At 62.0% G+C, this 24681-nt stretch carries 22 protein-coding genes, 1 tRNA gene and 1 riboswitch; of the genes, 2 read left to right on the top strand and 21 right to left on the bottom strand.

Annotation, left to right across the window (positions count from 1 at the left end; all coding sequences use genetic code 11):
• Nucleotides 1–16: 16 nt before the first annotated feature.
• The 10 genes from rsfS to smc all read right to left on the bottom strand — a co-directional run bounded on the left by rsfS (nt 17) and on the right by smc (nt 10561).
• Nucleotides 17–376 (bottom strand): ribosome silencing factor, encoded by a 360-nt coding sequence (gene rsfS, locus H8S55_RS03840; protein WP_186877899.1) that lies wholly within the window; start codon nt 374–376, stop codon nt 17–19.
• A gap of 31 nt (nt 377–407) precedes the next feature.
• Nucleotides 408–1916 carry an LCP family protein gene (locus tag H8S55_RS03845; protein WP_207721729.1) on the bottom strand — a complete coding sequence of 503 codons (1509 nt, stop codon included), beginning with the start codon at nt 1914–1916 and terminating at the stop codon, nt 408–410.
• Between the two features lie 4 nt (nt 1917–1920).
• Entirely contained in the window at nt 1921–3123 is a 1203-nt protein-coding gene (gene nadD, locus H8S55_RS03850) for a nicotinate (nicotinamide) nucleotide adenylyltransferase (RefSeq protein WP_186877901.1), read from the bottom strand.
• A gap of 44 nt (nt 3124–3167) precedes the next feature.
• Nucleotides 3168–3500: a YhbY family RNA-binding protein gene (locus tag H8S55_RS03855; RefSeq protein ID WP_147563021.1), complete on the bottom strand. Its 333-nt coding sequence runs from the start codon at nt 3498–3500 to the stop codon at nt 3168–3170.
• Between the two features lie 73 nt (nt 3501–3573).
• Nucleotides 3574–4161 carry an XTP/dITP diphosphatase gene (locus tag H8S55_RS03860; protein WP_147563022.1) on the bottom strand — a complete coding sequence of 196 codons (588 nt, stop codon included), beginning with the start codon at nt 4159–4161 and terminating at the stop codon, nt 3574–3576.
• An 11-nt stretch (nt 4162–4172) separates the two neighbouring features.
• On the bottom strand, nt 4173–4448 hold the full coding sequence (locus H8S55_RS03865) for a hypothetical protein (protein WP_207721731.1): 276 nt from the start codon (nt 4446–4448) through the stop codon (nt 4173–4175).
• Between the two features lies 1 nt (nt 4449).
• On the bottom strand, nt 4450–5178 hold the full coding sequence (gene rph, locus H8S55_RS03870; protein ID WP_147563023.1) for a ribonuclease PH: 729 nt from the start codon (nt 5176–5178) through the stop codon (nt 4450–4452).
• A 136-nt stretch (nt 5179–5314) separates the two neighbouring features.
• The gene (gene ftsY / locus H8S55_RS03875) at nt 5315–6193 is read right to left on the bottom strand and encodes a signal recognition particle-docking protein FtsY (RefSeq protein WP_186877902.1); all 879 of its coding nucleotides are present in this window, start codon (nt 6191–6193) and stop codon (nt 5315–5317) included.
• A 167-nt stretch (nt 6194–6360) separates the two neighbouring features.
• Complete coding sequence (locus H8S55_RS03880; RefSeq protein ID WP_186877903.1) at nt 6361–6966, bottom strand: hypothetical protein; 606 nt, start codon at nt 6964–6966, stop codon at nt 6361–6363.
• Between the two features lie 22 nt (nt 6967–6988).
• Entirely contained in the window at nt 6989–10561 is a 3573-nt protein-coding gene (gene smc / locus H8S55_RS03885; RefSeq protein ID WP_186877994.1) for a chromosome segregation protein SMC, read from the bottom strand.
• 266 nt (nt 10562–10827) lie between these two features.
• Here smc and H8S55_RS03890 point away from each other — a divergent pair, with 266 nt between their 5' ends.
• Nucleotides 10828–11337 carry a FlxA-like family protein gene (locus H8S55_RS03890; protein ID WP_186877904.1) on the top strand — a complete coding sequence of 170 codons (510 nt, stop codon included), beginning with the start codon at nt 10828–10830 and terminating at the stop codon, nt 11335–11337.
• Between the two features lie 62 nt (nt 11338–11399).
• A complete protein-coding gene (locus H8S55_RS03895; RefSeq protein ID WP_186877905.1) occupies nt 11400–11909 on the top strand; it encodes a hypothetical protein in 510 nt (169 codons plus the stop codon).
• Nucleotides 11910–11954: 45 nt separating this feature from the next.
• On the opposite strand, the gene H8S55_RS03900 is transcribed toward H8S55_RS03895, so the two are convergent.
• The 11 genes from H8S55_RS03900 to H8S55_RS03955 form a co-directional block, all read right to left on the bottom strand.
• Complete coding sequence (locus H8S55_RS03900) at nt 11955–13328, bottom strand: sodium-dependent transporter (protein ID WP_186877906.1); 1374 nt, start codon at nt 13326–13328, stop codon at nt 11955–11957.
• Between the two features lie 339 nt (nt 13329–13667).
• Nucleotides 13668–13743 (bottom strand) — tRNA-Ala (locus H8S55_RS03910).
• A 102-nt stretch (nt 13744–13845) separates the two neighbouring features.
• Nucleotides 13846–14868 (bottom strand): class B sortase, encoded by a 1023-nt coding sequence (gene srtB, locus H8S55_RS03915; RefSeq protein ID WP_186877908.1) that lies wholly within the window; start codon nt 14866–14868, stop codon nt 13846–13848.
• A gap of 83 nt (nt 14869–14951) precedes the next feature.
• Nucleotides 14952–19658, bottom strand: coding sequence for a vWA domain-containing protein (locus tag H8S55_RS03920; RefSeq protein ID WP_186877909.1), 4707 nt, complete (start codon nt 19656–19658; stop codon nt 14952–14954).
• Between the two features lie 55 nt (nt 19659–19713).
• Nucleotides 19714–19798, bottom strand: a riboswitch (cyclic di-GMP riboswitch).
• Nucleotides 19799–19862: 64 nt separating this feature from the next.
• Nucleotides 19863–20297 (bottom strand): hypothetical protein, encoded by a 435-nt coding sequence (locus tag H8S55_RS03925; RefSeq protein ID WP_186877910.1) that lies wholly within the window; start codon nt 20295–20297, stop codon nt 19863–19865.
• Nucleotides 20298–20908: 611 nt separating this feature from the next.
• Nucleotides 20909–21970 carry a type IV pilus twitching motility protein PilT gene (locus tag H8S55_RS03930; protein WP_186877911.1) on the bottom strand — a complete coding sequence of 354 codons (1062 nt, stop codon included), beginning with the start codon at nt 21968–21970 and terminating at the stop codon, nt 20909–20911.
• 31 nt (nt 21971–22001) lie between these two features.
• The gene (locus H8S55_RS03935; protein ID WP_186877912.1) at nt 22002–22403 is read right to left on the bottom strand and encodes a hypothetical protein; all 402 of its coding nucleotides are present in this window, start codon (nt 22401–22403) and stop codon (nt 22002–22004) included.
• Entirely contained in the window at nt 22400–22816 is a 417-nt protein-coding gene (locus tag H8S55_RS03940; protein WP_186877913.1) for a hypothetical protein, read from the bottom strand. The genes H8S55_RS03935 and H8S55_RS03940 overlap by 4 nt, the downstream gene beginning before the upstream one ends.
• Nucleotides 22813–23298 carry a DUF4860 domain-containing protein gene (locus tag H8S55_RS03945; protein WP_186877914.1) on the bottom strand — a complete coding sequence of 162 codons (486 nt, stop codon included), beginning with the start codon at nt 23296–23298 and terminating at the stop codon, nt 22813–22815. The genes H8S55_RS03940 and H8S55_RS03945 overlap by 4 nt, the downstream gene beginning before the upstream one ends.
• Nucleotides 23295–23618, bottom strand: a complete 324-nt coding sequence (locus H8S55_RS03950) for a hypothetical protein (RefSeq protein ID WP_147562271.1) — start codon at nt 23616–23618, stop codon at nt 23295–23297. The genes H8S55_RS03945 and H8S55_RS03950 overlap by 4 nt, the downstream gene beginning before the upstream one ends.
• Before the next feature lie 6 nt (nt 23619–23624).
• Nucleotides 23625–24671 (bottom strand): type II secretion system F family protein, encoded by a 1047-nt coding sequence (locus H8S55_RS03955; RefSeq protein WP_147562270.1) that lies wholly within the window; start codon nt 24669–24671, stop codon nt 23625–23627.
• Nucleotides 24672–24681: the final 10 nt, after the last annotated feature.

Here is a 24681-nt window from a genome sequence, read left to right on the forward strand (position 1 = left end):
ATTCTGTTTTTATCCGTTACTCCTTCACCAGGATCTCAGACAGGTCCACCTCCTGGGCGTCGGCCCACAGGCGCTCCAGGTCATAGAACTTCCGGGCCTCGTCGGTGAACACGTGGACGATGACGCAGGAGAAGTCCATCAGCAGCCAGGCCCCGTCCCGGTGGCCCTCGATGTGGTGGACAGTCTCGCCCTGCTGCTCCATGGCCTCCTCACAGGCGTCGGACATGGCCTTGACCTGGGTGGTGGAGGTGGCGGTGCACAGCACGAAGTAGTCGGCCAGGGTGGTCAGCTCCTGCGTCTTCAGCACCTTGATGTTCAGTCCCTTTTTGCTGTCCAGGGCCTTGGCCAGGCCCACAGCCATCTCATAAGAAGTCAATTCGTCGTTCTCCTTTGATCGTTTTTATTTTTTAAGCCGCATCGGGCACGTCCTGGGACACGGGGTCGGTGGACGGCTCAGGCTGGGGGGTAGGTTCTGGGGTAGGTTCGGGGGTAGGTTCGGGAGTAGGCTCCGGTTCCGGGGTCGGCTCGGGCTCCGGGGTGGGCTCGGGCTGAGGGGTGGGTTCCGGGGTCGGGGTCGGCTCTGTGCTGGTCTGACCGCTGTTGTCCTTCGGCTCCTCCGGGGTGACGGGCTCGGAAGTGTCAGCGGGTTCCTCCTGGCTGGGGGTGGTGGTCGTGGTGTCGTTCTTCCCGCCGGAGGTGCTGGGCTTGCTGCTGCCGCTGCCGGAGGAAGAGGAGGTGGTGTTTCCGCTGAGCAGCAGCTTCCCGCTGGTCACGGCCAGGGTACCGCTGCCGGTCTTATACACCAGCTGCAGGTCGCTGCGCTGGATATCCTGGTGATAGGGGTTCATGTGCTCGTTCAGGACCTGGAGCAGCTCGTCCGGGTCCAGAGTGACCAGAGAGGCCCCCTTGTACATAAAGGAGCTGCCCAGGGGGGCGGTGATGAAGTCCACATCCTGCTCCGCGTCCATGCCGCTGGCCAGCTGGGCAAAGGCCAGAATATTGCCTACCGTCAGGTCGGTGGTCACATTCTGAGAAAAAATTTTGGCCAGCTCCGGGACTTTCAGCAGGGTAGCGGGCTGGAGGCACTTTTTGGCCGCCGCCTTTAAGAAGGACTGCTGGATCTTCAGGCGGCCCACATCGCCATCGGAGTGGCTGCCGTCGTTGTTCTTCCGGTGGCGGATCACCTGCATGGCATCGTCGCCGCTGAGCAGGCGCAGCCCCGCCTTTTGGTGGATGTGCAGGTCCTGACCGGGGGTGGGGTCGTCATAGTCCATATCGAAGGGGACCTCGAACTCCACGCCGCCCACGGCATCCACCAATTTTCCGATGGCCTCCCACTCCACAATGACATAGAAGTCCGGGGTGATGCCCGTCAGGTGGCTCACCTCTTTTTTCAGGGCGGCCATACCGTTTTTCACCTGGGTGCTCTTGTCCTTGCCCTTGTTATAGTTGTACACCGCATTCAGGCGCTTGCTGGTGGTGCTCACGTTGACCATGGTGTCCCGGGGCAGACTCAGGCCGTACATCTTTTTGTTCACCGTGTCATAGGTGAGCAAGATCATCGTATCGGTATTGCCGCCGCCGGCGGTGTCCTTACCCACCAGGAGGAAGGTATACATCCCGTCCTTCCGTCCGCTCTTGGCCACGCTGGGCATCTCTCCGCTGACATCACTGGACAGGATATCCCCGCCCTCGGCATCTGCATTGGGCAGCTGGGGCACCCGGATCCAGCTTTGCAGGATCAAGAAAGCCGCAATGATGATCAGGGAGATGATCACCGCCCCCTGCAGCAGGCAATAACGGATGCGCTCTGCCCGGGTAAGTCCGGCCACCCACCGGCGGTATTGGGTCCAAAGGCCCGTCTTTTGATGGGGCTGTGCCATCCGCCGCCCTGATCTGTTTCTGTACTCGTTCATGTTCTCAGTCCTCTGTGGTAACTCCGTGCTGGCGCAGCCAGTCTCTGGCCTGCAGCGTGTTTGTGTGGATGGGGACCTGGCGCTGCTGCATCTCCTGGATGGTCATCTCCACCCCCAGCAGCATGGCCTTGTCCAGGTCGGTATAGGCCAGATGGCGCAGTCGCTCCACGCCGTCAAAGTCCCGGTTTGGCTCCATATAGTCGGCGATGTACAGGACCTTCTCCAGGGTGGTCATGTCCGCCTTGCCCGTGGTGTGCCAGAAGATGGCGTCGTAAACCGCATCCGGCTGGCCGAATACTCCCCGGGCGATACAGGCCCCGGTTTTGGAGTGGAGCAGCTTCACAGCCTTCTGCTCCAGCGCATCCAGCCGCACCCCGTATTCTTCACAGATATCCAGCTGCTCCGGCAGCTCGTAATACTTGGTGCAGTCGTGTAGGATGCCCGCCCGGCGTGCAAGCTCCGGGTCGGCCCCCCAGCGCTGGGCCAGCTTCACCGCCTCCTCCTCCACGCCCATGACATGGGGGATGCGCTTGGCACGCATCATGGAGTAGGAACAGGCCCGCAGCTGGTTCAGGTCCAGATTTTTCAGGTCGGCCTTTGTGCCGTACAGCCGGTGCATCAGAATGTAGCCATAGACGCTGGGCAGCAGATACTGCCCTCCCCCGCCGTTTTCCAGCTGCTCCCGCAGCCGGGTGGAGGAGATGTCCACCAGCCCAGGCAGGGTGATGGTGGTGATCTTCGCATCAAAGTTCTTTTGCAGCTGCTCCCGCTGGGGAGCGAACAGGGCCTCGCCGTCCTGCTCCGTGCGGCCAAAGGCACAGATGCCGGCCAGAGAGAGGATGACCTCCGGCTCGTGCCACAGGTGCAGGGTGAGGAACATGTCCGTGCCCATGAGCAGCCACAGTTCTGCGTCTGGATAGGTCTGGCGGATGGCCCGCAGGGTGTCGGAGGTATAGCTCTTGCCCTCCCGCTCCAGCTCCAGGGCAGATACCTCTGCTCCTGCGCCCATCCCGTCGGCCCACTTTTCCACCATGGCCAGCCGGTGCTCCGGGGCCGGGGTATCACTGGGCAGGGTCTTGTGGGGCGGGATGGCCGCCGGGATGAGCAGCAGCTTGTCCAGTCCCAGGGCGGCCACCGCCGCCTTTGCCGCCGCCATGTGCCCCAGATGGGGCGGGTTGAAGGTGCCGCCGTAAATTCCGATCTTCATGTTTACGCCGCCTTTCCGGGCAGGGGCCTCCCCTGCCCTGTGTGTTAACGGTCCGCGGGCTTTTTCTTCTTGTCCGCCACCAGGACGATCTTGTCCTTTTTGTCCTTATTGTGGGTTGGACGATACAGCACGAATTTTGTTCCGATGACCTGCACCACCTCGCTGCGGGTCAGGGGGGCCAGCTGCTGGGCCGCCTCCCGGGGGGAGAGCAGGGAGTTCTCCAGCACCCGGCCCTTGATGAGCTCCCGGGCCTCCAGGGCGTCGTTGGCCTGCTTGACCAGGTTGTCGCCGATGCCGTCCTTTCCCACGATGAGAATGGTGTCGATGTTGTTGGCCAGGCCCCGCAGCTGGGCCCGCTGTTTGCTTGTCAGTTCCATAAAGTCTGTTTTTTCTCCTCTGATAACATATTTTTTCTGTTTCTGTCCTGCCCTGCCGGGCGGGGCGCTGATCTTACTTGAAATAGTCTTTCAGCTTCTGCTGGAACAGGGCCAGCGCCCGGCCCCGGTGGGAGATGGCGTTCTTCTCCTGGGCGGACAGCTGGGCAAAGGTCTTTTTCAGCCCGGGGATGAAAAACACCGGGTCATAGCCAAAGCCGCCCTCCCCCATGGGGGCGAAGGCGATGGTGCCGGGGCACTCCCCCCGGGCGGTGATCACGTCCCCGTTGGGGAAGCAGCAGGTGATCACCGAGACGAACTTGGCCGTCCGGGGCGTCTGCCCCCGGAGATTTTCCAGCAGCAGGCGATAGCGCCCGGTGTCGTCCAGCTCCGGGCCGCCATAGCGGGCGGAGTACACCCCCGGGGCACCGTTCAGGGCATCCACGCACAGGCCGGAGTCGTCGGCGATGGCGGGCAGGCCGCTGGCCTCCATCACGGCCTTGGCCTTCAGCAGGGAGTTCTCCTCGAAGGTGGTGCCCGTCTCCTCTACGTCCACATCCACCCCGGCCTGGGCCTCGGAGCAGACCTCCACCCCCAGCTCAGACAAAATGGCGTTCATCTCTGCCAGCTTCTTTTCATTCTTGCTGGCCAATACCAGTTTCATGCAGTTCCTCCTCAGCGCTCCGCCGCCCGGTCCAGAGCCCGGTTGCGGAAGGTCAGGGCCAGGTCGGTAGAGACCATGGCGATGTCAATGATGTAAAAGGCCACCACATAGGTCACGTTGTGGCCCACGATCTTTCCGGCGATGCCGCACAGATAGCCCACGATGATGACCATCTCAAAGTAGATGCTCTTGCCCTTGGCGGTGCGGGATCTCAGGGACTTGGCGATGTTGAAGGGCCAGGACAGGCCAAACAGGATGAGCATGAGCATCTCGAAAACCTGTGCCATGTCAGCGCTCTCCCCCCTGGCGGATGGCCGCCTGCTGGATGGCCATGATGTCCCGGATGCCCTTGGCGCACAGGTCCACCAGACCCCGCTGCTCCTCAATGGTAAAGGAACGGCCCTCGCCGGTGCCCTGGATCTCCACCAGCTGGCCCCGGTCGGTCATCACGCAGTTCAGGTCCACCTGGGCGGCGGAGTCCTCCTCATAGCACAGGTCCAGCAGCAGCTGGTCGTCTACGATGCCCGCAGACACGGCGGCCACGCTGCCCAACAGGGGGTCCTCGGTCAGCAGCCCCTGGGCCATCAGCTTTTTGCAGGCCAGCGCCAGGGCCACATAGCCCCCGGTGACGCTGGCGGTGCGGGTGCCGCCGTCTCCCTGGAGCACGTCGCAGTCGATGGTGATGGTCCGCTCCCCCAGCTTTTTGTGGTCCACCGCAGCCCGCAGGGCCCGGCCCACCAGGCGCTGGATCTCGGCGCTGCGGGGGGACAGCTTCAGCTTGGAGATGTCCCGGCGGGAGCGCTCCCGGTTGGCCCGGGGCAGCATAGAATATTCCGCCGTCACCCAGCCCTCCCCCTCTGGGACGTGGGGCGGGGTCTTTTCCTCCACGCTGGCGCAGCACAGCACATGGGTGTTGCCGCAGCGGATGAGACAGGAGCCCTCCGCAAATTTGTTGATGTTGGGGATGATCTCCATGGGCCGCAGCTGGTCAAATGCTCTCTGGTCAATGCGTGCCATCGTGTTCCGCTTCCTCTCTCTTTTCATTCTAGTATGCCCCATCCCGGAAAAGGATGAACAGCATGTAAATTTTCTGTCTTTCCCGAAAATTCGACTCTGTTTCCACATTTTCCATCTGAACGGTGGAAAACTTTCCTTAGATCAGCGCCTGGGCAAAGTCCGCGGCGTTGAAGGGCTTCAGATCGTCGATGCCCTCGCCCACACCGGCGTATTTCACGGGGACGCCCAGCTCCTTGGCAATGGCGATGGCGATGCCCCCCTTGGCCGTGCCGTCCAGCTTGGTCAGGACGATGCCGGTGATCCCGGCGGCCTGCTGGAACTGCTTGGCCTGGATGAGACCGTTCTGGCCGGTGGTGGCATCCAGCACCAGCAGGGTCTCCCGGGCGCAGCCGGGCAGCTCCCGGTCCACCACCCGGGAAATTTTGTTCAGCTCGTTCATCAGGTTCTGCTTGTTGTGCAGCCGCCCGGCGGTGTCCACCAGCACCACGTCGCTGCGGCGGGCACGGGCTGCGGAGGTGGCATCAAAGACCACGGCGGCGGGGTCTGCCCCCTCGTGCTGCTTGACGATGTCTACCCCGGCCCGCTCGGCCCAGATGGTCAGCTGCTCGGCGGCGGCGGCCCGGAAGGTGTCGGCGGCGCAGAAGAGGACCTTCTTCCCCTGGTGCCGCAGCTGGGCACCGATCTTGCCGATGGTGGTAGTCTTGCCCACACCGTTGACACCGATGAACAGCACCACCGACGGGGTGGTGGACAGATCCAGCGCCCCGTCCCCCACGTTCATGGCATCGGCGATGACCCGGCACATACAGGCGCGGGCCTCCTCCAGGGTCTTGATACCCTCGGTGCGCACCCGGCGGCGCAGCTCGGCCACCAGCTCCAGGGTCACGTCCATCCCCGTGTCCGCCAGGATGAGGGACTCCTCCAGCTCGTCATAAAAGTCGTCGTTCAGCTCCGAGCCCAGATGTGCCAGGGTGGAAAAAATGTTGATCTTCTTCAGCTTGTCAAAAAAGCCCATGATTTCTGTTCCCTTCTGATCATGATGTCCCTCTCAGTCACGGCTTACGCCGTGCCAGCTCCCCCAAAAGGGGGAGCCAAGGGCAATTTTCGGTCATCCGCCCCTTACCTCCCCCTTTGGGGGAGGTGCCCAGTGCGCACACTGGACGGAGAGGGCCGATCAAAAAATTATTGATCCCGTCCCACATATACCTCTTCCGTGGAATACAGCTGTCCGTTCTGCTGGGCCAGCTTGCCGACCGCCTGCTCCCGTCCGTCCACGATGACCCGCAGGCGCACACCCTTCCATTGGTTGGACTGGGTACGCAGGCAGAACAGCTGACTGCCCGGCTCCACGCTCTCCCCCGTCTCCGGGGTGCGGACGCGGAGGACCAGGGCGATCATACCGTCCGGGTCCCGCTCCTCGGTGGCGGTAAAGCTGCCCGGGGACAGGCTCCGGTCCTGATCCGGCAGACACAGGAGATAGTCGTCCTCCTCCAGCCGCACCAGCCAGTATGCCCCGGTATCCGGCTCGGCCTGTTCCCGGGCCCGGTCCAGCCAGTGCCCGACCTCCTCCGACTGCATCTCCTCGTCGGTGAGCAGCCGCAGACTATAGCTCACCTGCTGGCCCTCCCGGTTGTTCAGGGCGGTGAACTGGGGCTGGACGTCCTCCGTCTTGGGGATGACCCGGCCCAGCCCGGCAAAGACCACCTTGATGCCGATGAACAGCACCACGATTAGGGCCACATAGCCCAGAATGGGCAGCCAGCCGTTTTTCTTCTCGTTTTCGTTCAATCTGATCTCCTCCGCCTGCGATTCAGCGCAGGTCCAATTCCCGTTCCAGCTTGTTCAAATTCAGGGACAGCATCCGGCTGACCCCCTGCTCCTGCATGGTCACGCCATACAGGGCATCCGCCTCCTCCATGGTGCCCCGGCGGTGGGTGATGACGATAAACTGCGTCTTGTCCGCCACGGTACGCATATACTGGGCAAAGCGGGCCACATTGTTGTCGTCCAGAGCGGCCTCGATCTCGTCCATGACCACAAAGGGGGTGGGCCGCACCTTTAAGATGGCAAAGTACAGGGCGATGGCCACAAAGGCCTTCTCGCCGCCGGACAGCAGCGTGATGGTCTTCAGCGCCTTTCCGGGAGGCTGGACCTTGATGTCGATGCCGCAGCCCAGCACGTCGTTGGGGTCCTCCAGCTCCAATCGGGCTTTGCCCCCGCCGAACAGCTCGACAAACGTCTGGCCGAAGGCCTCGTTGATGCGGGCAAACTCCCGCTGAAAGATGGTCTTCATCTCCCCGGTGAGGCCGGAAATGATGCGCTCTAAGTCCCGGCGGGCCCGCTCCACGTCATCCCGCTGTCCGATGAGATAGGTATAGCGCTGGTTCACCCGGTCAAACTCCTCCACTGCGCCCACGTTCACCTGGCCCAGGGCAGAAATAGCTCGTTTCAGCTCCCCGATGCGCCGGTTGGCGGCGGGGATGGAAGTAAGCTCCTGCCGCTGCCGCCGGGCGGCCTCGTGGGACAGGCCATAGCTCTCCCACAGCTTGTCCAGAAGCTGCTTCTCCTCCATGGCGGCGGCGGACTTCTTCTGGCTCAGGCGGGACACCTCGGCCTCCAGCCGCAGCAGCTCGTCGCTGCGGGCCTGGCTCTCCCGGGTGGCCCGCACCCGCCGGCCCTCCAGCTCCAGCCGGGCGGCATTCAGCTGTTCCAGCTGCTGGGCGCACCGGCGGCTCTCCTCCCGCAGGGCGGTCAGGGCGCTCTGCTTCTCTTCGATCTCCTTGGAGAAGCCCTGGTTTTTCGTCTCATATTCGGCCACCAGACTCTGGCTCTGGGCACGGTCCCCCGCCAGGCTCTCCCGCAGCCGCTCTAGCTCGCAGAGTCCGGCCCGGGTGGCCTCCCGCTCCGCCTCTAAGGCGGCCTGGGCGGCGGTGAGCCGGGACAGCTCCGCCGTCAGCTCCTCCGCCCGGGTCTTTAAGTCGCTCCGGCGGCGGTCCTGCTGGGCCTGGGCATCCCGACTGTCCTGGGCCGCCCCCTCCAACTGAGTCAGCCGGGCCTGGGCGGCCTGGGCATCGGCGTCGATCTTGGCCGAGCGGGCCTGAAGCTGCTCCAGCTCCCCCCGCAGTGCGGTCTGCCGCCGCTCTAACTCATTTTTCTCCCCCTGGGAGCGCTGGATGCGGCCCTGGGCGAGCAAGACGGCGTTTTCAAACTCCCGCAGCTGCTCCTGGGCGGTCTGGCGCTGATAGGCGGCAGCGGTGGCCTCCCGCTGGGCATCGGCCAGCTGCCGGGCCCACTGGGCGGTGTGCCCGGCCAGCTCCGCCCGCTTGCCCTCCAGCTGCTCCAGCTCGTTGGCCCGGCTGAGGATACCAGCCCCCTTCACGGCGGAGCCGCCGGTCATGGAGCCGCCGGGATTGAGCATCTGCCCGTCCAGGGTGACGATTTTGAATTGGTAGCCAAACTTCCGGGCCGCCGCAATGGCGTGGTCCAAGTCCTCCATCACCGCCACCCGGCCCAGCAGATTGGAAAAGATATTCTGATAGCGCCCGTCAAAGGAGACCAGCCGGTCCGCCACCCCCACAAAGCCGGGCTGACGGGACAGGGCCTCCCCCTCCCGCAGGGTGTGGGGCCGAATCGTCGCAATGGGCAGAATGGTGGCCCGGCCGCCCTCCCGGCGCTTCAGGAACTGGATGACGGCCTTGCCGTCCTCCTCCCGGTCCACCACGATGTTCTGCATGGCCCCGCCCAGGGCGGTCTCGATGGCCAGGGCCACCCGGTCCGGGGCCTTCACCAGTCCGGCCACCGGGCCGTGGACGCCCTTTAACACGCCCCGGTCCGCCTGGTCCATCACCAGCTTCACCGCCCGGGAGAAGCCCTCCCGCTGCCGCTCCATGTCGGACAGCAGGCGGATGCGGGCAGCCAGGGCGTTCTCCTCCATCTGGGCCTTCATGTGGGACTCTTTGCAGCCCTCCGCCTTTTTCCGGCGCTTCTCCTCCAGCAGAGCATAGCCCTGGGCGGCGTTGCGCCCCTGGTCCAAAGACTGCTGGGCCCGCTCCTGTTCCTCCTGCGCCTGGGCCAGCTGCGTCTGGGCGGCGGCGGACTGCTCCTCCAGTTCGGCCAGCTCCCGGCGGACGGCCTCATCCCGGTCCAGCACCTCCTGGGCGGCGGCGGCCAGCGCCGAGCGCAGGGCCCGGGCCTCGGCGGCATCCGCCTGGGCCAGGGCCTGGCTGTCCCGCAGGCGCTCCAGCTCCTGCTCCAGCTGTCCGGCGGAGCGGGCGTTCTCCTCCGCTTTTTCCTGCTGGGCCCGGATGGCCTGGGCCCCGGCGGTGAGCTGGCCCTCGATCTCTGACAGGCGGGCCCTGCGCTGGTCGATCTGGGCGGCCAGCGAGCCCTCCCGGCCCTCCTGCTGCTGCAGGTCGGCCCGGATGCGCCGGGCGGACTCGTCATTGTGGGCGATGGAGCTGTTCAGCACGGCCACGGCTGACTCCAGCGCCCCGGCCCGCTCCTGGCGCTGCTGCTCCTGCCGGCGCAGACCGTCGGCGGTCACGTCGTGCTCCTGCATCTGCCGGGCGCATTCCTCTGCGTCGGCATAGGCGGCCTCCTGGGCGGCCTTGGCCCCGTCCCGCTGGACCGTGGCACTGTGCAGGTCGGTCTCCAGCTGGATGACCCCCGCCCGGATGTGCTCCAGACTGTCCAGCCACACGGCGATCTCCAGCCCCCGCAGCTCGTCCCGCAGCATCAGATACTTCTTGGCCTTGTCCCGCTGGGCCCGCAGCGGCTCCAGCTGAAGCTCCAGCTCGTCCACCTTATCGTTTACCCGCAGCAGGTTCTCGTCGGTGCGCTCCAGCTTGCGCTGGGCCTCCTCCTTCCGGTGGCGGAAACGGGAGATGCCCGCCGCCTCCTCAAAGACCTCCCGCCGGTCGGTGGACCGCTGGGACAGGATCTCGTCGATGCGGCCCTGGCCGATGATGGCATAGCCCTCCCGGCCCAGGCCGGTGTCCAGAAACAGCTCGCTGACATCCTTCAGACGCACTGCATCCCGGTTGATGTAGTATTCGCTCTCCCCGGAGCGGTAATACCGCCGGGTGACCATGACCTCGTTCTCCTCCCGGGGCAGCCGGTGGTCGCTGTTGTCCAGCACCAGAGACACCTGGGCATAGCCCGTCTGCCGCCGCTTGGCGGTGCCGCCGAAGATCACGTCCTCCATCCGGCCTCCCCGCAGGGCCCGGGTGGACTGCTCCCCCATGACCCAGCGCACTGCGTCAGACAGGTTGGACTTGCCCGAGCCGTTGGGCCCCACGATGGCGGTGATGCTCTGGTCAAAGGTCAGCACCGTCTTTTCCGGAAAGGACTTAAAGCCCTGGAGCATCAGCGCCTTGAGATACATGGACACACCTCGCTTTCCTCGGAAGATAAAATATCATTGTATTTTACCACACCTACGCCCTGTTTTCAAGATTTTGCGCCGGAAGTCGACAGGAAAAGGGGACAAAAAATCAAGAGAGAACTGCGTACCTTTTTCGTCGTTCTCTCTTGCCAGAATATTCTCGATATATTACAATAAAACAAAAAAGCACGAGCGATTTTCATTAAAATAGTTGATTCAGTCGTATCAGGCTTCTTCCCGGTATATTGAGAAAGGAGTGTCTAATTATGAGCATCAATCCAATTAGCGCACAAATGAAAATGCCTGACATTCAAACTGGTGGTCAGAAAGATGTTTCTTCAATTGATCGAAAAATTGAGCAATTAAAGAAGCAAATGGAGCAAGTAAAGAAAAACAAGCAACTATCTCCTGAAGAAAAGGAAAAGAGAACCAAAAATATCCAAAAGCAGATTGAAAATTTGGAAAAGCAAAAAACTCAAGCTGCTAAAGAAGCAAAACAGAATGATGCTTCTGCAGTTGAAGCAAAAGAAGTTCAAGAAGTTGAAAAAGCAGTTTTGGAAGATCAGTTGAAACCCACAGAGGAATCTCTTGATTTGAAAAGACGCTTTGATACATTTGAACACCAACCAGAATCTCAAACGCCAGGAGTATATGAGATTTCACGTGAAAAAGACGGAAATCCTGTTGTAAAATTTGATGGGCGTTCAAAAGGCGATTTGCTGGATCAACTGAATAAGAATCTTGATAAACAATCCACAGTATCTCCAACAGTATAGCATACAGTCCTTGGAGAGGGACTATAAACACTACTACTTTATAATACGAGGAAGTGGTTCCCATGACGAAAGAGCGCGTCTTGCCCATTGTCCGCCTACTGCTGGTGATCGCCGCCCCGTTCCTGTGGTATTGGCTCTTTGGCTGGGGAACTGTCCATATCATTGATTTCTCTGCCCAGGAAGTAGAATCTGTTCAAATCAGCTGCTCACATTACCCTGAACGCGGGACGATATATGATCCCGAGGAGATACAGGCACTGATTGATGAAGCAAATGCCATGCAAAACAAAGGGAGCAGGGTAAAACTGCTTCTGCATGGAATCGGTGTTGGTGGGAGTATTTTATATTACTATAACTTTTATCTCACCGATGGCACAGAGTTCCTGCTGACCTTTTCTTCCGGCGCAAGCGGTGATCCAGTGTCCGAAAAGAATTTATTATACTGGCAATATTCTCCCACCGGAAAGCAAATCGTCGGTCCCATGTGCCGGGGCTCGATGGAGGTATACTTCCGGTTGTTTGAGAAATACAACCATCGTCCGGCGCCGGGCGCTGAACAAGATGCGAGATAAAACCAGAAAGCCGTCCTCCAATGGGGGGACGGCTTTCTGCGCTGTTCACATCTTGATCCAGCCCAGGGCGTTTGCCACGGAGCTGACCAGGATGATGGCGGCAAACAGGGGACAGAGATACCGGATCATAAAGTTGAAGATGGCCTTCCGGCGGAAGCGGCCGCCCTCCTGGGTGACCTCCTCCTCGATCTTCTCCACGCCGATCACCCGGGACACCAGCAGGCAGATGGCGATGGCGGCGATGGGCATCATGACGGAGTTGGTCAAAAAGTCGAACAGGTCCAAAAACTGCATTCCGAACACCGTCACCTCCCCCAGGGGGCCATAGCCCAGGGCGGACAGGCTGCCCAGGGCCACCATGATGACGCCGATGAGCAGGGTGGACTTGTGCCGCTTCCAGCCCAGCTCGTCCTCAAAGGTGGACACGGCGCTCTCCGTCAGGGCGATGGAGCTGGTCACGGCGGCAAACAGCACCAGCACAAAGAACAGCACGCCCACCACCGTGCCCATGCCCATGCTGTCGAGCACCTTAGGGATGGTGATGAACATCAGGGCGGGGCCGGCCTGCAGGGTGTCCGGGTCGCCGCCGGAGAAGGCGAACACGGCGGGAATGATCATCAGGCCCGCCATAATGGCGATGGCAGTGTCGAAGATCTCCACGTTGGTGGTGGAATCCTCGATGGACACGTCCTTTTTCATGTAGGAACCAAAGGTGATGAGAATGCCCATGGCGATGGACAGGGAATAGAACATCTGCCCCATGGCGGACACCACCGTCATCCAGGAGAAGTTGTCCAGATTGGGCACCAGGAAATACTTCACCCCCGCCAGAGCCCCGGGCCGGGTGACGGAGTAAACTGCAATGATCACGGACAGCACCGCCAGCACGGGCATCATGCACTTGGACACCCGCTCCACCCCGTTGCGCACCCCGGCAAAGATGATGGCCAGGGTGAACAGGGTGAATGCCAGAAAGCACAGCTCCACCGACACGCCGTTGGAGATAAACCCGGAAAAATAGCCGTCCTGGGCCAGGGCAGAGCCGCCGCCCCGAAGATACTCCACCAGATACTTGATGACCCAGCCGCCGATGACCGAGTAATAGGGCACGATGAGGATGGGGATGATGGCGTTGATCCATCCGCCGAAGGACAGCCCAGGCCCTTTGCCGAAGGCGGAAAAGGCACCCACGGGGCTCTTCTTGGTCATGCGGCCCAGGGCGGTCTCCGCCATGATCATGGTATAGCCGAAGGTAAAGGCCAGAATGATATAGATCAGCAGAAAAATTCCGCCGCCGTATTTGGCCGCCAGATAGGGAAAGCGCCAGATATTCCCCAGGCCCACCGAGGCCCCCGCCGCTGAAAGGACGAATCCCAGCTTCCCGGAAAAGGCGCTGCGCTTGTGATGATGCGTCTCCATAACTTCACATTCTCCTAAATATCAGTATGTTTCAAGCAAGTTTGTCCAGTTTAACATAGTTGCGGGAAGAAGGCAATCTCTGTTTTATGGAACTTTTCAGCTTTAGCAGGGCAGAGAGACTGAACACACGCCCCTCCAGACCCGCCCGGTTTTTCCGTCTTAAAGCGCCGCCCCAGCAAGTTCAGCTTAAAGACTGAAAAAGCGCAGAAAAAACTCCCGCGCTTTTTCTTCGTCATTTTGCCTGAAAGAGCTTTGAGCGGGCGGCGCGCCTGGTCTCCTGCGCCGATCCGGCTCTTGACATAAAAACAAGGCAAGCGACACAAACGCTTGCCTTGTTCCTGGTGGACCTGAACGGGATCGAACCGTCGACCTCTCGGATGCGAACCGAACGCTCTCCCAGCTGAGCTACAGGCCCATATTCTGTTTTCACAGGACTTTAATTATTATAGCAGATTTTTGGGAATTGTAAAGCAAAATTTTTCGCCCGGCCAAATTTTGTTTGGCCGGGCGGTTTGTTTTAGGGTTCCTCTTCTGTGCGCTCCTCGGGGCGGATGTCCTGGGAGGGGGCCGGTTCCGGCTCCTGCTGCTCCTGCTCCTCCGGGCTCTGCTGGGAGGTGTCCGGGGGCTGGACGCTCTCCTCGGGCTGCGGCGCAGGCTCCGGGAGCTGCTCCGGCTGCTGAACGGGCTCCTCCGGCTGGGGTTCGGGGGCCTGGCCGGGGCAGACGGCCTGGACCACCCAGCGGGTGGCGTGACCGTTTCCCGTGCAGGTGGACAGGGTCAGCACCTTGTCATACGTGTGGGGCGTCACCCCGGTGTTCAGGGCGGACAGGGCCAGACAGCTGTCCAGAAAGCTCTGGCGGCTGCTGTCGCTGCGCAGCCCCAGGCGGTAGACGTCACTTTCTACGCTCACCTCTCCGGCGGCGAAGATCTCATAGCGGTGGGTGCCGCTGTCGTCGGTGAGGTACACATAGGGGTGGGCCTGCCAATAGCTGCGGCTTTTGTACTGGCTCAGGGTGCCGAACATGGAGCGGTTGTTCATCCGGTGTCCGTAGAGGATGGTGTTGAAGTCGCTCAGATCGCCGCTGTTCCGATAGTCCATGAAGATGGCCCCCACGGAGTTCTTCCCGCCCCGCCAGGTGTGGTCAAGATAGTAGCTGTTGTCCGTCCCCTGGACCACGGGGTAGGACACCCGGGTACCGGGGATGAGGATCCAGCCCAGCACGTCCGGGTTCTGCTGCCGCAGGGCGGAGAAGTCCATGTCTTTCAGCGCCTGGGCGTAGGGGTCCTGCCACACGGGGACCTCCTCCGGGGCCTCCCCCTCCCCATCGGCGCTGGCGGAGCCCGAAGCCTCGCCGCTCCCGCCGGTCACGTCCACCGGCGGCAGGTCGGGCAGGTCGGGCAGCCCGGCCAGCTCCTGGGCCTGGGCATAGGTCTCGTCCCCCTGGCGGTACTGTACCAGCTGGAGGGCCGTTCTGCCCAGGCAGAGGGCGCAGACCACCGCCAGCAGGGCGGTCAGGGCTTTTCGGAAGTTCGGTTTCATGGCTTCTCCTCCTGGGGGTGGTGAAATGGGCAAGGGCCCGGACGGGAAGTCCGGGCCCTGGTTGCTTTGGGTTTGACGTTGGCTTAGCCGTTGTCGTCCTTGCGCTTCTTGCCGGTCAGGTTCAGCCAGATCAGGCCAGCGCCGGAGGCCGCAGCGGCCATCACCCACAGACCCATGGCGTCGCCGGTCTTGGGCACGTCGGCCTTGGGGGTGTCCTCGTCGGGGATGTCCACAGGGGCCTGGGGCAGGTCGGCCTTGGGGGTATCCTCGTCAGGGATCTCTACGGGCTGCTCAGGCAGGTCGCTCTTGGGCACGTCGTCGTCCTTGATCTCGGTGTCGGGGTCGGGCTTGGGTGCGGGCCGGTCGTCGTCCCGGTCGTCCCGGCCGCCGCCGCCGTTGTTCACGGTGAGCACATAGTTCACCACGAACTGGTGGGGGGCCTCCCGGGTGGTGCCGGTCAGGTCAGCGGTCTGCTCCGCAGGGCTGGCCAGGTCGAAGGTATAGCCGCCGTGGCTGGCAGTGGCAGACGCATTGATGGTCTGGCTGGCCTTGGTGGTATCCTGCACCTGGGTGGTCTCGCTGTCCTGATAGGTGACGGTGCCGTCGGTGGTCACGGTGTAGTTGTAGGTCACGGTGTAGAAGTAGCTCTTGGTGACCACGATCTCCTGCTCCCACTTGGCGGTGAACACGGTGCGCTGGTCGAACTTACCGGTGGGGATGGCATTTTCGGGCTGGGCGGTCCAGCCGGCGAACTTAAAGCCGTCCTTGGTGGGGGCGGGGATGGGCTGCTGGCCGTCCTTGTCCAGGCTGCCGCCCTTGACCACGTTGTAGTTCACGTTGTTCAGGCTGTTGTTCCAGGTGCCGCCGCTCAGGTCGAACACCACGGAGACCAGGTTGCGCACATAGGTGATGGTACCCTTGTCGCCGGCACGGAGCTGGCCGTTCTCGGCGCTGTACTTCTCCACGGTGTAGCCCTCGTAACCGGCCTGGCCGGCCTTGGAGAACTTGCTCATGTCCACGGTCTTGCCCCACGTCTCGGTGACCGCATCGTCGGGAGCGGTGGTGGTGTCCAGGGTCTCCACGCCGTCCACGAAGGTCTTGAACTCGTGCTGGATGGTGGTGCTCACGCCGCTGTTCACGCTCTTCTTATAGCTGAGGGTGACGGCGTAGTCGCCGAACTTCTCCATGACGGGCATCTCGCTTGCAGGCTTGCCGTTGACAGACAGGTCGTTCTGATAGTTGCTGCTGGTGAAGCCGTACTTCACCACATAGGTGCTCAGGTCGAAGGGGACGTTCTGGCCGGCCTCGCCGGTCTGCTTGGCGGCGGCATCGGTCTGGTTGGAGGAGACGCCGTTGCTCACGGTGGTGTAAGTGGCGGTGACGGAGTAGGTGGGCTTCAGGTAATACTTGGCCACCACAGTGATGTCGCCGGTCAGGGTGCCGGTCAGCGCCTCTTTGCCGGGGACCAGCTTGTCGCTGCCGCTGTAGTACCAGGTGCGGGTGGAGCCGTCAGCCAGGGTCTCGGTGATGGTCTCGGGGAGATAGGTGGTGCCGCTGATGTTATACTGGGTGTTCAGATAGCCCTGGGCGGTGTAGTCCTCCTTGGTGAAGGTGGCCTTGTTCCCGTCCTCGCTCTGATACTTGATGGTGATGTTGGCCTTGGCACGCTCGGTGTAATACAGATAGATGTTGGTGCCGCCGAGCTTATATTCACCGGTCATCACGGCGTCCTTGCCGTGCTCGGCGCCATCCACCAGGTCATAGATCTTGCCGCCGTCGGTGATGGAGTCGATCTTCCAGCTGGTCACATCGAAGCTGGTGCCGATGCGGCCGGACTGGCTCTTGGGGGACAGCAGGGACATGTGGTCGTCCTCACGCTGATAATACACGTTCACAGTGGCGTTGCCATTGGGAACATACAGGAAAAGCACAGTGGTGTTGCCGGTGATCACGCCGGTGGTATTGCCGCTGTCGGTGCGGGTATAACCGGCGGGGGCGGCCACGGCCTTCACATAGGAATCATACTGGGTGCCGTAGTCCAGAGACACGTTATAGTTCTCGAACCCGGTGGCAGGCTTCTGGCCCTCGGGGAAGATATACTGCACGGACAGGGTGTACTTGATCTTCTCGGTGGTCACGACCACAGTGTGGTTCTTGTCGATGTTGGCGATGTTATAGGTGCCGCTCTTGGCCTGGGCGGTCACGTCATTGCCGTTGTCGGTGACGGACTTGACCTGATAGCCCTCGTTCAGGGTGAAGCTCACCTGGGCGTTGTCGCCCTTGTTGTAGGTGTCAGCCCCGGTCAGGCTGGCCACACCGGCATCGCCCTGGGTGGTCACGACATACTGATAGTGGTTGTATCTGATGGTCAGATTCTTGGTCTCAGCCTTGTCCAGGGAAATGGGGCCGTTGTCGCTGACGTACTCATAATAGCCCTGGGCGTGCTTGCTGTTGGCGGTGGAATCCTTCATGGCATCGGTAACAGCAATGCTGTCGTCGTGCTTGGCGGTGATAACATCAGTGCTGTAGTTATCCTCCGTCACCGCCTGGGGCTCACCATCGGAGACCACGTTGTAATACTCGTGCTTCACAATATAGCTGGCATCGGATTTCTCGTGGCGGATATAGTCCAGGTGAACGACGGTGGTCCCCTGGGTGGGGATGATGTTACTCACAGTAGAGGTACCCGCATCCCAATTCAGTCCTTCAAGCTGCTCCTGACCCTGGCTCAGTTCCACCTCATCATAGGTCTTGGATTCGTAGGTGCTGGAACCAGCGGTGTAAGAAACGGGGTCGGCATTGATCTCATACTCCACTTCGGTCAAGGGCATGGGGGTGGTGTTCTTCTTTACCCGGTCCCCGCCGTCGGTGATGATATAATAATCAGCCACGATCTGATAGCTGGGCTTCAGGGTCCACTGACCCTGGAACACCACGTCGCCAGCAGGAACATCGCCCTCGGGCGCAGTCAGGGTGAAGGTGCTCTCAGGAACGGCATAGCCATTCTCGTCAGTCACGACCTCAGCCTCGCCGGAAATCTTCTCCCAGCCGGAGAAGTTGTACTGCTTAGACTCCGCGTCAGGCTGGACCTCAATGCCTGTAGTGCCGGTGGGATACCAGGTCTTGGCATAACCGTCGGTCAGCTTGGTAGCGTCCTCGGGAATATCGCCGTCGTACACATACTCCACGCTGTTCACGGTGGCGCGCTCATAAACGTGGACCAGCTCGTGGGCCTTGGCCTCATCGGTCACATTCAGGCTGCCGTCAACATAATTCCCGTCGGAATCCACATTATAGGCGTAATCCGCCTTATCCAGGGTAGAGGACACATACAGGTACTTGACGTGCTCGTCGTTGGTATCCAGAGTCTTGGCGGGGGCATTCACGACCAATTCAGTCAAGCCGTTGTCCGTGACCTTGCTCTGGAAGAAGGTGTGGGGCTGCTCCACATACTGGCTGATGTCCGTGCCATTTTCATCCACGAACTTCTCAGTCAGATTGGACACCTTATAGTATCCGGCAGGGATGGGGAAATTGGCGGTGTAAGCGTTCTTCACGCCGTTCTGCTCCTCCACGCCATACTGGAGATAGGTGGTGTTGTTCAGCTTGATATCGGTGTAGTCACCGTTTTCCTCGCTGGGGTTCAGCTTCACGTTATAGGTATACTCAATGGTGCTGTTGTTGAACTTGTCCTGATTGGTGGGGGTCCAGCGCAGGGTGCGGCCATCGGTATCCACAGAAATGCTGCCGGCAACAGAACCTTCACTGACTTCGGCGCTGCCGTCCACATAGGTCACCTTGTCGCCCATGGGGTCCACGATCATGGCGGCAATGCGGGTGGACAGCTCGGTAAAGGCGGAGTCCAGCGCTTCGGCATTCTTGGCGTAGATGTACTTGCCGTCGCCCTTGATCATCCCTTTCAGGTTCTGGTTGTCCACGGCAAAGCCCACGGTGTACACGTCGCCGTTGAAGTTTTTCAGCTTTTTGGAGCTGTAGTTACCATTATCATCCTTGCCGTCGGACAGCAGGACCAGCACCTTCTTGGTCACGGTGCTCTGATTCTTGTTCAGCAGGTCGATGCCCAGATTTACACCCTTCATGATGTTGGTGCCGCCATTGGCAACCACATCGTTCAGGCTGTTTTCCTGCTTGGCATTGCTGGAAAAAGAGACGTACTGAACGTTAGCGCCGTTGGGCAGATTGCCTTCCAAAGTGCTCATAGCGCTCTTCGCTGCACTCAGGCGACTGGGATACGCAGTCCACTCACTATCCTTGGTCTCTTTGTAGTAGCAAGTTGTGTTACCACTATGCTCGTGTTCTTCCTCATAGTAGTGCCCACAGGCCAGCTCATAGTTGGGACAACTGCTCGGATAAAAATTCCCAAAAAAGTCATATTCACGCCAACCATGCTTATGCTCCGGGTCGGCGTCCGCCTTCAACTGGTAGCAGCTGTCGCTGTGCTCATGGGGTTCTTCCGTACACCAGGCCATGGAGCCGGACCTATCCAGGACGAACACCACGTCCAGGGGCTGCTGCTTGATGGGGGTCTCACCGATGTCGGCCTTTACGGTGACCTTCCACTCGGTGTCGCCCACCCGCTCGGCGGTCTTGCTCAGGGTGATGTTGTGGCCGTTGTTGTCAGCGACGGCCTGGGGCTTGAGGGTGTCGTTCTCCTCGCCATCGGTGGCGAAGGCGCTGATCTGGACCAGGCTGAGGGTCATGACCATAGCCATGAGCAGGGAAAGTCCTCTGCGGCCAAGGCCCTTGAGCGAATACGCTCTTTTTTTCAATCGTTTGTTTCCCATTATTTCGTTCTCCTCCTCATTTTTTTCGCAGGAACGGAATACTGGCGGCCGGGCTGGCATGGCGTTTTGCTTTAGCCCCCATGGCTTTGCGTCCCGCTCTTTCGGGCGGTTTGCCGTGGTCAGTGTTTTCGTTGGCCCGTCGGGGCCGGGGTCGCCGGGGCAGTGGAACTTGCTGTGCGTGGGTTTGGGTCAGCCGCTTTTCTCCATCCGGTTGACGCTTGTCAGTGCGCTGTCCAGCAGGAGGAGCAGCTCTAACACGCTGCGGAACCGCTGTTCGCTGCCGCCCTCCAGCCAGGACACAGAGCCCTGCCAGCTGGCGTTTTGTCGGAAGATGACTCTCACGGTAAAGGTGGCCAACTTTCCCGTTTTTGGGCCTGTCCCGGCTGCTGCGCCGCCCCTTCCCGCGGCGTCTCCGCCGAAGGCCCGGGGGGTGCTGAACGCCTGGGGGAACTTTGTGGCATCCAGCAGCCGCTCCATTTTTTGCAGGAATTGGATGGCGCTGTGGAACTGCTCGCCGCTGTGCAGCTGTGGGTGGTAGAGCCGCCCGTCCAGCACACCGTCTACATAGGAGTCGATGCACACCAGCGTGTTCCGGTATTCATTCGCCTGGCCTCTGGTTTGCACGCTGTCAAGTCCTCCCCTCTCTTGTTTTATGACAAGAGTATACCATACGGCGGTTACAAAACCGGTTACATATTGCTTTTCAACGCGCAGTTCCCGAAAAAATATTGCACAAATTATATCCGAACTTTTTGGGCAGACGGTACAAAAAAGGGGTGTTTTTGCGGGAGTGTACTCTCATCCGGGCATAAAATAGCCTTCCCCGGGGGGAAGGCCAGATATAAAAAGTATGTTGTTGTGCTGATGCTGTCAAGTTATGTCATTCCGAGGAGCGCAGCACCCGCAAGGGGTACGCCGCATCCCCCGTCCCTTGGCTCCCCCTGTGGGGGAGCTGGCACGGCGAAGCCGTGACTGAGAGGGCGGGCGGCCACAGGCCGCCCCTACAAGAGGGCCGGAGCTATTTGCCGTAGGGGCGGCCTTTGGCCGCCCGCCGTCGGCGTACAAAGCAAGCATTCCGGGCGGATGAGGACATCCGCCCCTACGGAATGTGACGAATCTCGTCCGTAGGGGCCGCTGTCCTCAGCGGCCCGCCGTCGGCCCGTTTGCCCTCCTCGCAATGACAGGTTTTTTGACAGTTTAGCCTTCCCCGGGGGGAAGGCTTTCAAAAATTCTCTTCAATTCCCCATCCGCCGTTTCAGCTGCTCCGGGTTGTCGGCACAGTTCAGGGCGGTGTCCCGGGTGATGCGGCCAGCCTGATACAGGGCCAGGATGGACTGGTCCATGGTCAGCATCCCCTCGCTGCCCCCGGCGGCGATGGCGTTGTCGATCTGGTGGTCTTTCCCGTCCCGGATCATGCTGCGGATGGCGCTGTTCATCTGCATCACCTCGAAGGCTGGGACCTGCTCCCCGTCCACGTCGGGCAGCAGCTGCTGGGACACCACCGTGCGCAGCACCGCGCTCAGCTGCACCCGGACCTGGGCCTGCTGGGCGGGGGGAAAGGAGTCGATGATCCGGTCGATGGTGTTCACTGCCCCCCGGGTGTGCAGGGTGGCGATGAGCAGGTGTCCGGTCTCGGCGGCGGTCATGGCCGTCTGGATGGTCTCGTGGTCCCGCATCTCCCCCAACAGGATCACGTCCGGGGCCTGGCGCAGGCAGGAGCGCAGGGCGGAGAGATAGTCCCGGGTGTCGATGGCGATCTCCCGCTGGCTGACGATGCTCCTCCGGTCCCGGTGGAGGTATTCGATGGGGTCCTCCAGGGTGATGATGTGGCAGTTCCGGGTGCGGTTGATCCGGTCCAGGATACAGGCCTGGGTGGTGGACTTGCCGCTGCCCGCCGTGCCGGACACCAGCACCATGCCATAGGTCAGCCCGGCCAGGTCCATCACTTGGGACGGGATGTGCAGGGCCTGAAAATCCGGGATCTCAAAGGCCACCACCCGCACCACCGCAGCCATGGACCCCCGCTGGCGATAGGCGTTCACCCGGAACCGGGCCACCCCCCCCACAGAGAAGGAGAAGTCGTCGTCCCCCCGGGCCAGAAAGCCGTCCATGTCCCGCCCGGCCAGCCCATAGATGGCCCGCAGCAGCTCCTCCGTCTTGGGGGGCAGCAGCCGTTCATCGTCCAGGGGCATGATCTGCCCCTCGACCTTGGCGCTGGCCGAGCCGCCGGCCACAAAAAACAGATCGGATGCCCGGCGCTCCACCGCCTGGGTCAGATAGTCCATCAGCTCCGCCATGGTTCTCTCCTCCTTGGATCGTTTTATAAAGTCATGTGCTCCCGTCCCACAGGTCCAGGTCGTCGTCCGCCTGCCAGTCCGCCGTAAATTCCGCCTGCCAGCAGAGAATTTCATAGCTCTCCCCCGCCAGACGCACCCGGACCTGCAGCGTCTGGGTATCGGAGATGGGGCAGGCATAGGAGAACGTACTCTCCCCCTCTTCCGTCACGCCCTGGGGGCGCTCCCCCGCCCGCAGCCGGGAGAGAATTTCTTGTGCCTGGCAGTCGGCCCGGTAATAGCCGGTGACTGCGCTCCAGCTGTTCTGGGCCAGCCGCCGGTCCGCCTGGCCCTGGGCCAGGGACAGCACGGCGAACACGGTGAGACACAGCACGGCGAAGATGACCAGCAGGGAGATTCCCCCCACCACCGTCGGGGCGCGCTTTCCCTCTCTCATGTTTTTGCCTCCTGCCAGCAGACCTCCAGGGAGAACAGGCTCTCCCCGTTTTTCTGCGCTACGTCGATCTGGGCTTTTCCAAGCAGGGGCCGGCCGGTCTGGACGGGCCGGGCGGTGAGGGTATAGGCGGGCTCCCCCGCCGTCTCCTGCCAATTTTCGTCCAGGAGGACGGTCCAGCGCTGACCGTCAAACTCGCCGCCCAGCTCCGCTGCGGCCCGGGACAGGTCGCCCTGGCGGGCCTTCAGGGTGTCGGCGGCGCTTTCTGCCCACAGCACCGCCCGGTCGGTGGACTCCACCTGGCGGGAGATGCCGTCGGCCAGGGCAAAGGCCCTTAGACACAGGGCGGCGGCCAGGGCAAAGACCAGCACCATCACCGTCTGCTCCATCAGCGCCAGGGGCGCACGGCTTTTCATGGCCTCCCCTCCCCGCTCAGGGGCAGATACAGGGCCAGGTCGGCCCGCTCCCCCCCGTCATAGCACAGGGCGGCCCGCAGCAGGCTGCCCTCCCGGGACAGCTCCAGCTGTTCAGCGGGCAGTATCTGCGCCCCGTCCTCCGGGCCCAGGCCGCTGTCCGGCTGGGCGTACAGCTCCATCAGCCAGCCGTCGTGGCAATAGACCCAGGTAGTGTACACCTCGCCGCCCTCCTCCTGGGAGAAGGCCAGGGCGGGCGTGCCCTGCAGGTCGGTGACCGTCACCGGGCCCCGGGCCTGACGCACCCGGGTGGCCAGATACTGGGCCCCGGTGCGCCGCTGATAGCTGTCCCGGTCCCGCTGGGTCAGGCGCTGATACACGTTGGCCCCCGTCAGCAGCACGGACAGTACACAGACCGCAAACAGGGCGAACACCACCAGGGGCAGCAGGGCGGACATATGCAGTTTTGTGTTTTGCTCTCTCATGTCTCCCGCTCCAGCACAGTGATGTCGGGCATCAGATTTGACCCCTCCACCTGGTAGAACACCGCATAGCGGGACCGGTCGATCTGCACGCCCCAGTGCTCCTCGATGTAGGATAAGTCCGGGGGATAGGCCCCCTGGGCGGCGTAGCAGGCCACCGCCGCCCGGCGGAGGGTCTCCTCCAGCTGGCGGCGGCTGCGCTCGCCGCTATTCTGATCCAAATTCCCCACGCCTTCAAAAAAGATGGCCAGGGCACAGCACGCCGCGGCCAGCCCCCCAAGCAGGGACAGCACCGCCCGGCGTCTCTCTCGTCTCGTTCCCATGGCCGCTCACCCGATGGCGGACATGATGTGCATCAGGGGCAGCATCACCGACAGGAGGATGACCCCCACCAGCACAGAGGTCACGCCAACTAAGGCGGGCTCCACCCGGCTGACCCGGTCCTCCAGGGCGTCCTCCCCGGCCTGACCTAAGCGGCGGGCGATGTCCTCCATCACCCGGTCTCCGGAGCCGCTGCGCAGCCCCAGGGCCAGCAATCGGCACTCCGCCGGGGGCAGCACTTCGGACTGGCGCACCGCCTGGGCCAGCTCCTCCCCCCGGTCCAGCCGCTCCAAGCAATCCCGGCACCGGGCCTGGGCGCTTGGGGAGTCCTCCAGCAGCCCGGCGGCCTGGGTGAGGGCATCCTCCAGGGGCAGTCCGCTGGCCATGCCCATAGACAGGGCCTGGGCAAAGCGGCCGTCGTCGATCTTCCGGGACACGCCCCGGTCGCCAAAGCGCCGCCGCCACCCAGATACCAAGCGCCGGCGGAACCCCTCGGACAGGGAGAACAGGACCAGAAATATCCCGGCGGCACCCAGCAGGGCACACAGCACGGGCATTCCCCCATCCAGTACCCGGCCCAGGGCCAGCAGTCCCCCGGCCACGCCGGTGAGGCTCCCCCCCAGCCCGGCATATACCTGGTCGAACACCGGCAGTACCTTCGTAAGCAATACCACGATGACCCCCAGCATAATGAGCATCAGAATACAGGGGTACAGCAGGGCCGAGCGCAGACGGCGGTCCAGGCTCATGCGGCTCTCGTAGTGGCGCTCCAGAGCGGCAAGGGCCTCCTCCGTCCGTCCGGCCGCCTCCCCCACCTCTATCAGGGCGCACAGATAGTGGGGAAAGCGCCCGCTGTCCTCCAGGGCCTGAGCCAGGGAGGCCCCGTCGTCCACCCGGCGGGCCAGGTCGGTCAGCAGCTTGGCCAGGGCGGGCTCCTCCTGCTGCTGGCCCAGCAGGTCCAGGCCGTCCGCCGTGCCCACCCCCGCGTGGAGCAGCAGGGCCAGCCCGCCGCACAGGTCCATCAATGTTTGGTTGGAAAGGGGCTTCTCCCTCATAGCGGTCTCC

The organism is Flintibacter faecis, assembly GCF_014287875.1.
GTDB lineage: Bacteria > Bacillota > Clostridia > Oscillospirales > Oscillospiraceae > Lawsonibacter > Lawsonibacter faecis_A.

Bases quoted from the DNA above. Each gene is read 5' to 3' on its own strand.
- H8S55_RS03845 (WP_207721729.1), bottom strand. From the start codon at position 1,916: ATGAACGAGTACAGAAACAGATCAGGGCGGCGGATGGCACAGCCCCAT.
- nadD (WP_186877901.1), bottom strand. From the start codon at position 3,123: ATGAAGATCGGAATTTACGGCGGCACCTTCAACCCGCCCCATCTGGGG.
- H8S55_RS03855 (WP_147563021.1), bottom strand. From the start codon at position 3,500: ATGGAACTGACAAGCAAACAGCGGGCCCAGCTGCGGGGCCTGGCCAAC.
- H8S55_RS03860 (WP_147563022.1), bottom strand. From the start codon at position 4,161: ATGAAACTGGTATTGGCCAGCAAGAATGAAAAGAAGCTGGCAGAGATG.
- H8S55_RS03865 (WP_207721731.1), bottom strand. From the start codon at position 4,448: ATGGCACAGGTTTTCGAGATGCTCATGCTCATCCTGTTTGGCCTGTCC.
- rph (WP_147563023.1), bottom strand. From the start codon at position 5,178: ATGGCACGCATTGACCAGAGAGCATTTGACCAGCTGCGGCCCATGGAG.
- ftsY (WP_186877902.1), bottom strand. From the start codon at position 6,193: ATGGGCTTTTTTGACAAGCTGAAGAAGATCAACATTTTTTCCACCCTG.
- smc (WP_186877994.1), bottom strand. From the start codon at position 10,561: ATGTATCTCAAGGCGCTGATGCTCCAGGGCTTTAAGTCCTTTCCGGAA.
- H8S55_RS03890 (WP_186877904.1), top strand. From the start codon at position 10,828: ATGAGCATCAATCCAATTAGCGCACAAATGAAAATGCCTGACATTCAA.
- H8S55_RS03895 (WP_186877905.1), top strand. From the start codon at position 11,400: ATGACGAAAGAGCGCGTCTTGCCCATTGTCCGCCTACTGCTGGTGATC.
- H8S55_RS03900 (WP_186877906.1), bottom strand. From the start codon at position 13,328: ATGGAGACGCATCATCACAAGCGCAGCGCCTTTTCCGGGAAGCTGGGA.
- srtB (WP_186877908.1), bottom strand. From the start codon at position 14,868: ATGAAACCGAACTTCCGAAAAGCCCTGACCGCCCTGCTGGCGGTGGTC.
- H8S55_RS03930 (WP_186877911.1), bottom strand. From the start codon at position 21,970: ATGGCGGAGCTGATGGACTATCTGACCCAGGCGGTGGAGCGCCGGGCA.
- H8S55_RS03935 (WP_186877912.1), bottom strand. From the start codon at position 22,403: ATGAGAGAGGGAAAGCGCGCCCCGACGGTGGTGGGGGGAATCTCCCTG.
- H8S55_RS03940 (WP_186877913.1), bottom strand. From the start codon at position 22,816: ATGAAAAGCCGTGCGCCCCTGGCGCTGATGGAGCAGACGGTGATGGTG.
- H8S55_RS03945 (WP_186877914.1), bottom strand. From the start codon at position 23,298: ATGAGAGAGCAAAACACAAAACTGCATATGTCCGCCCTGCTGCCCCTG.
- H8S55_RS03950 (WP_147562271.1), bottom strand. From the start codon at position 23,618: ATGGGAACGAGACGAGAGAGACGCCGGGCGGTGCTGTCCCTGCTTGGG.
- H8S55_RS03955 (WP_147562270.1), bottom strand. From the start codon at position 24,671: ATGAGGGAGAAGCCCCTTTCCAACCAAACATTGATGGACCTGTGCGGC.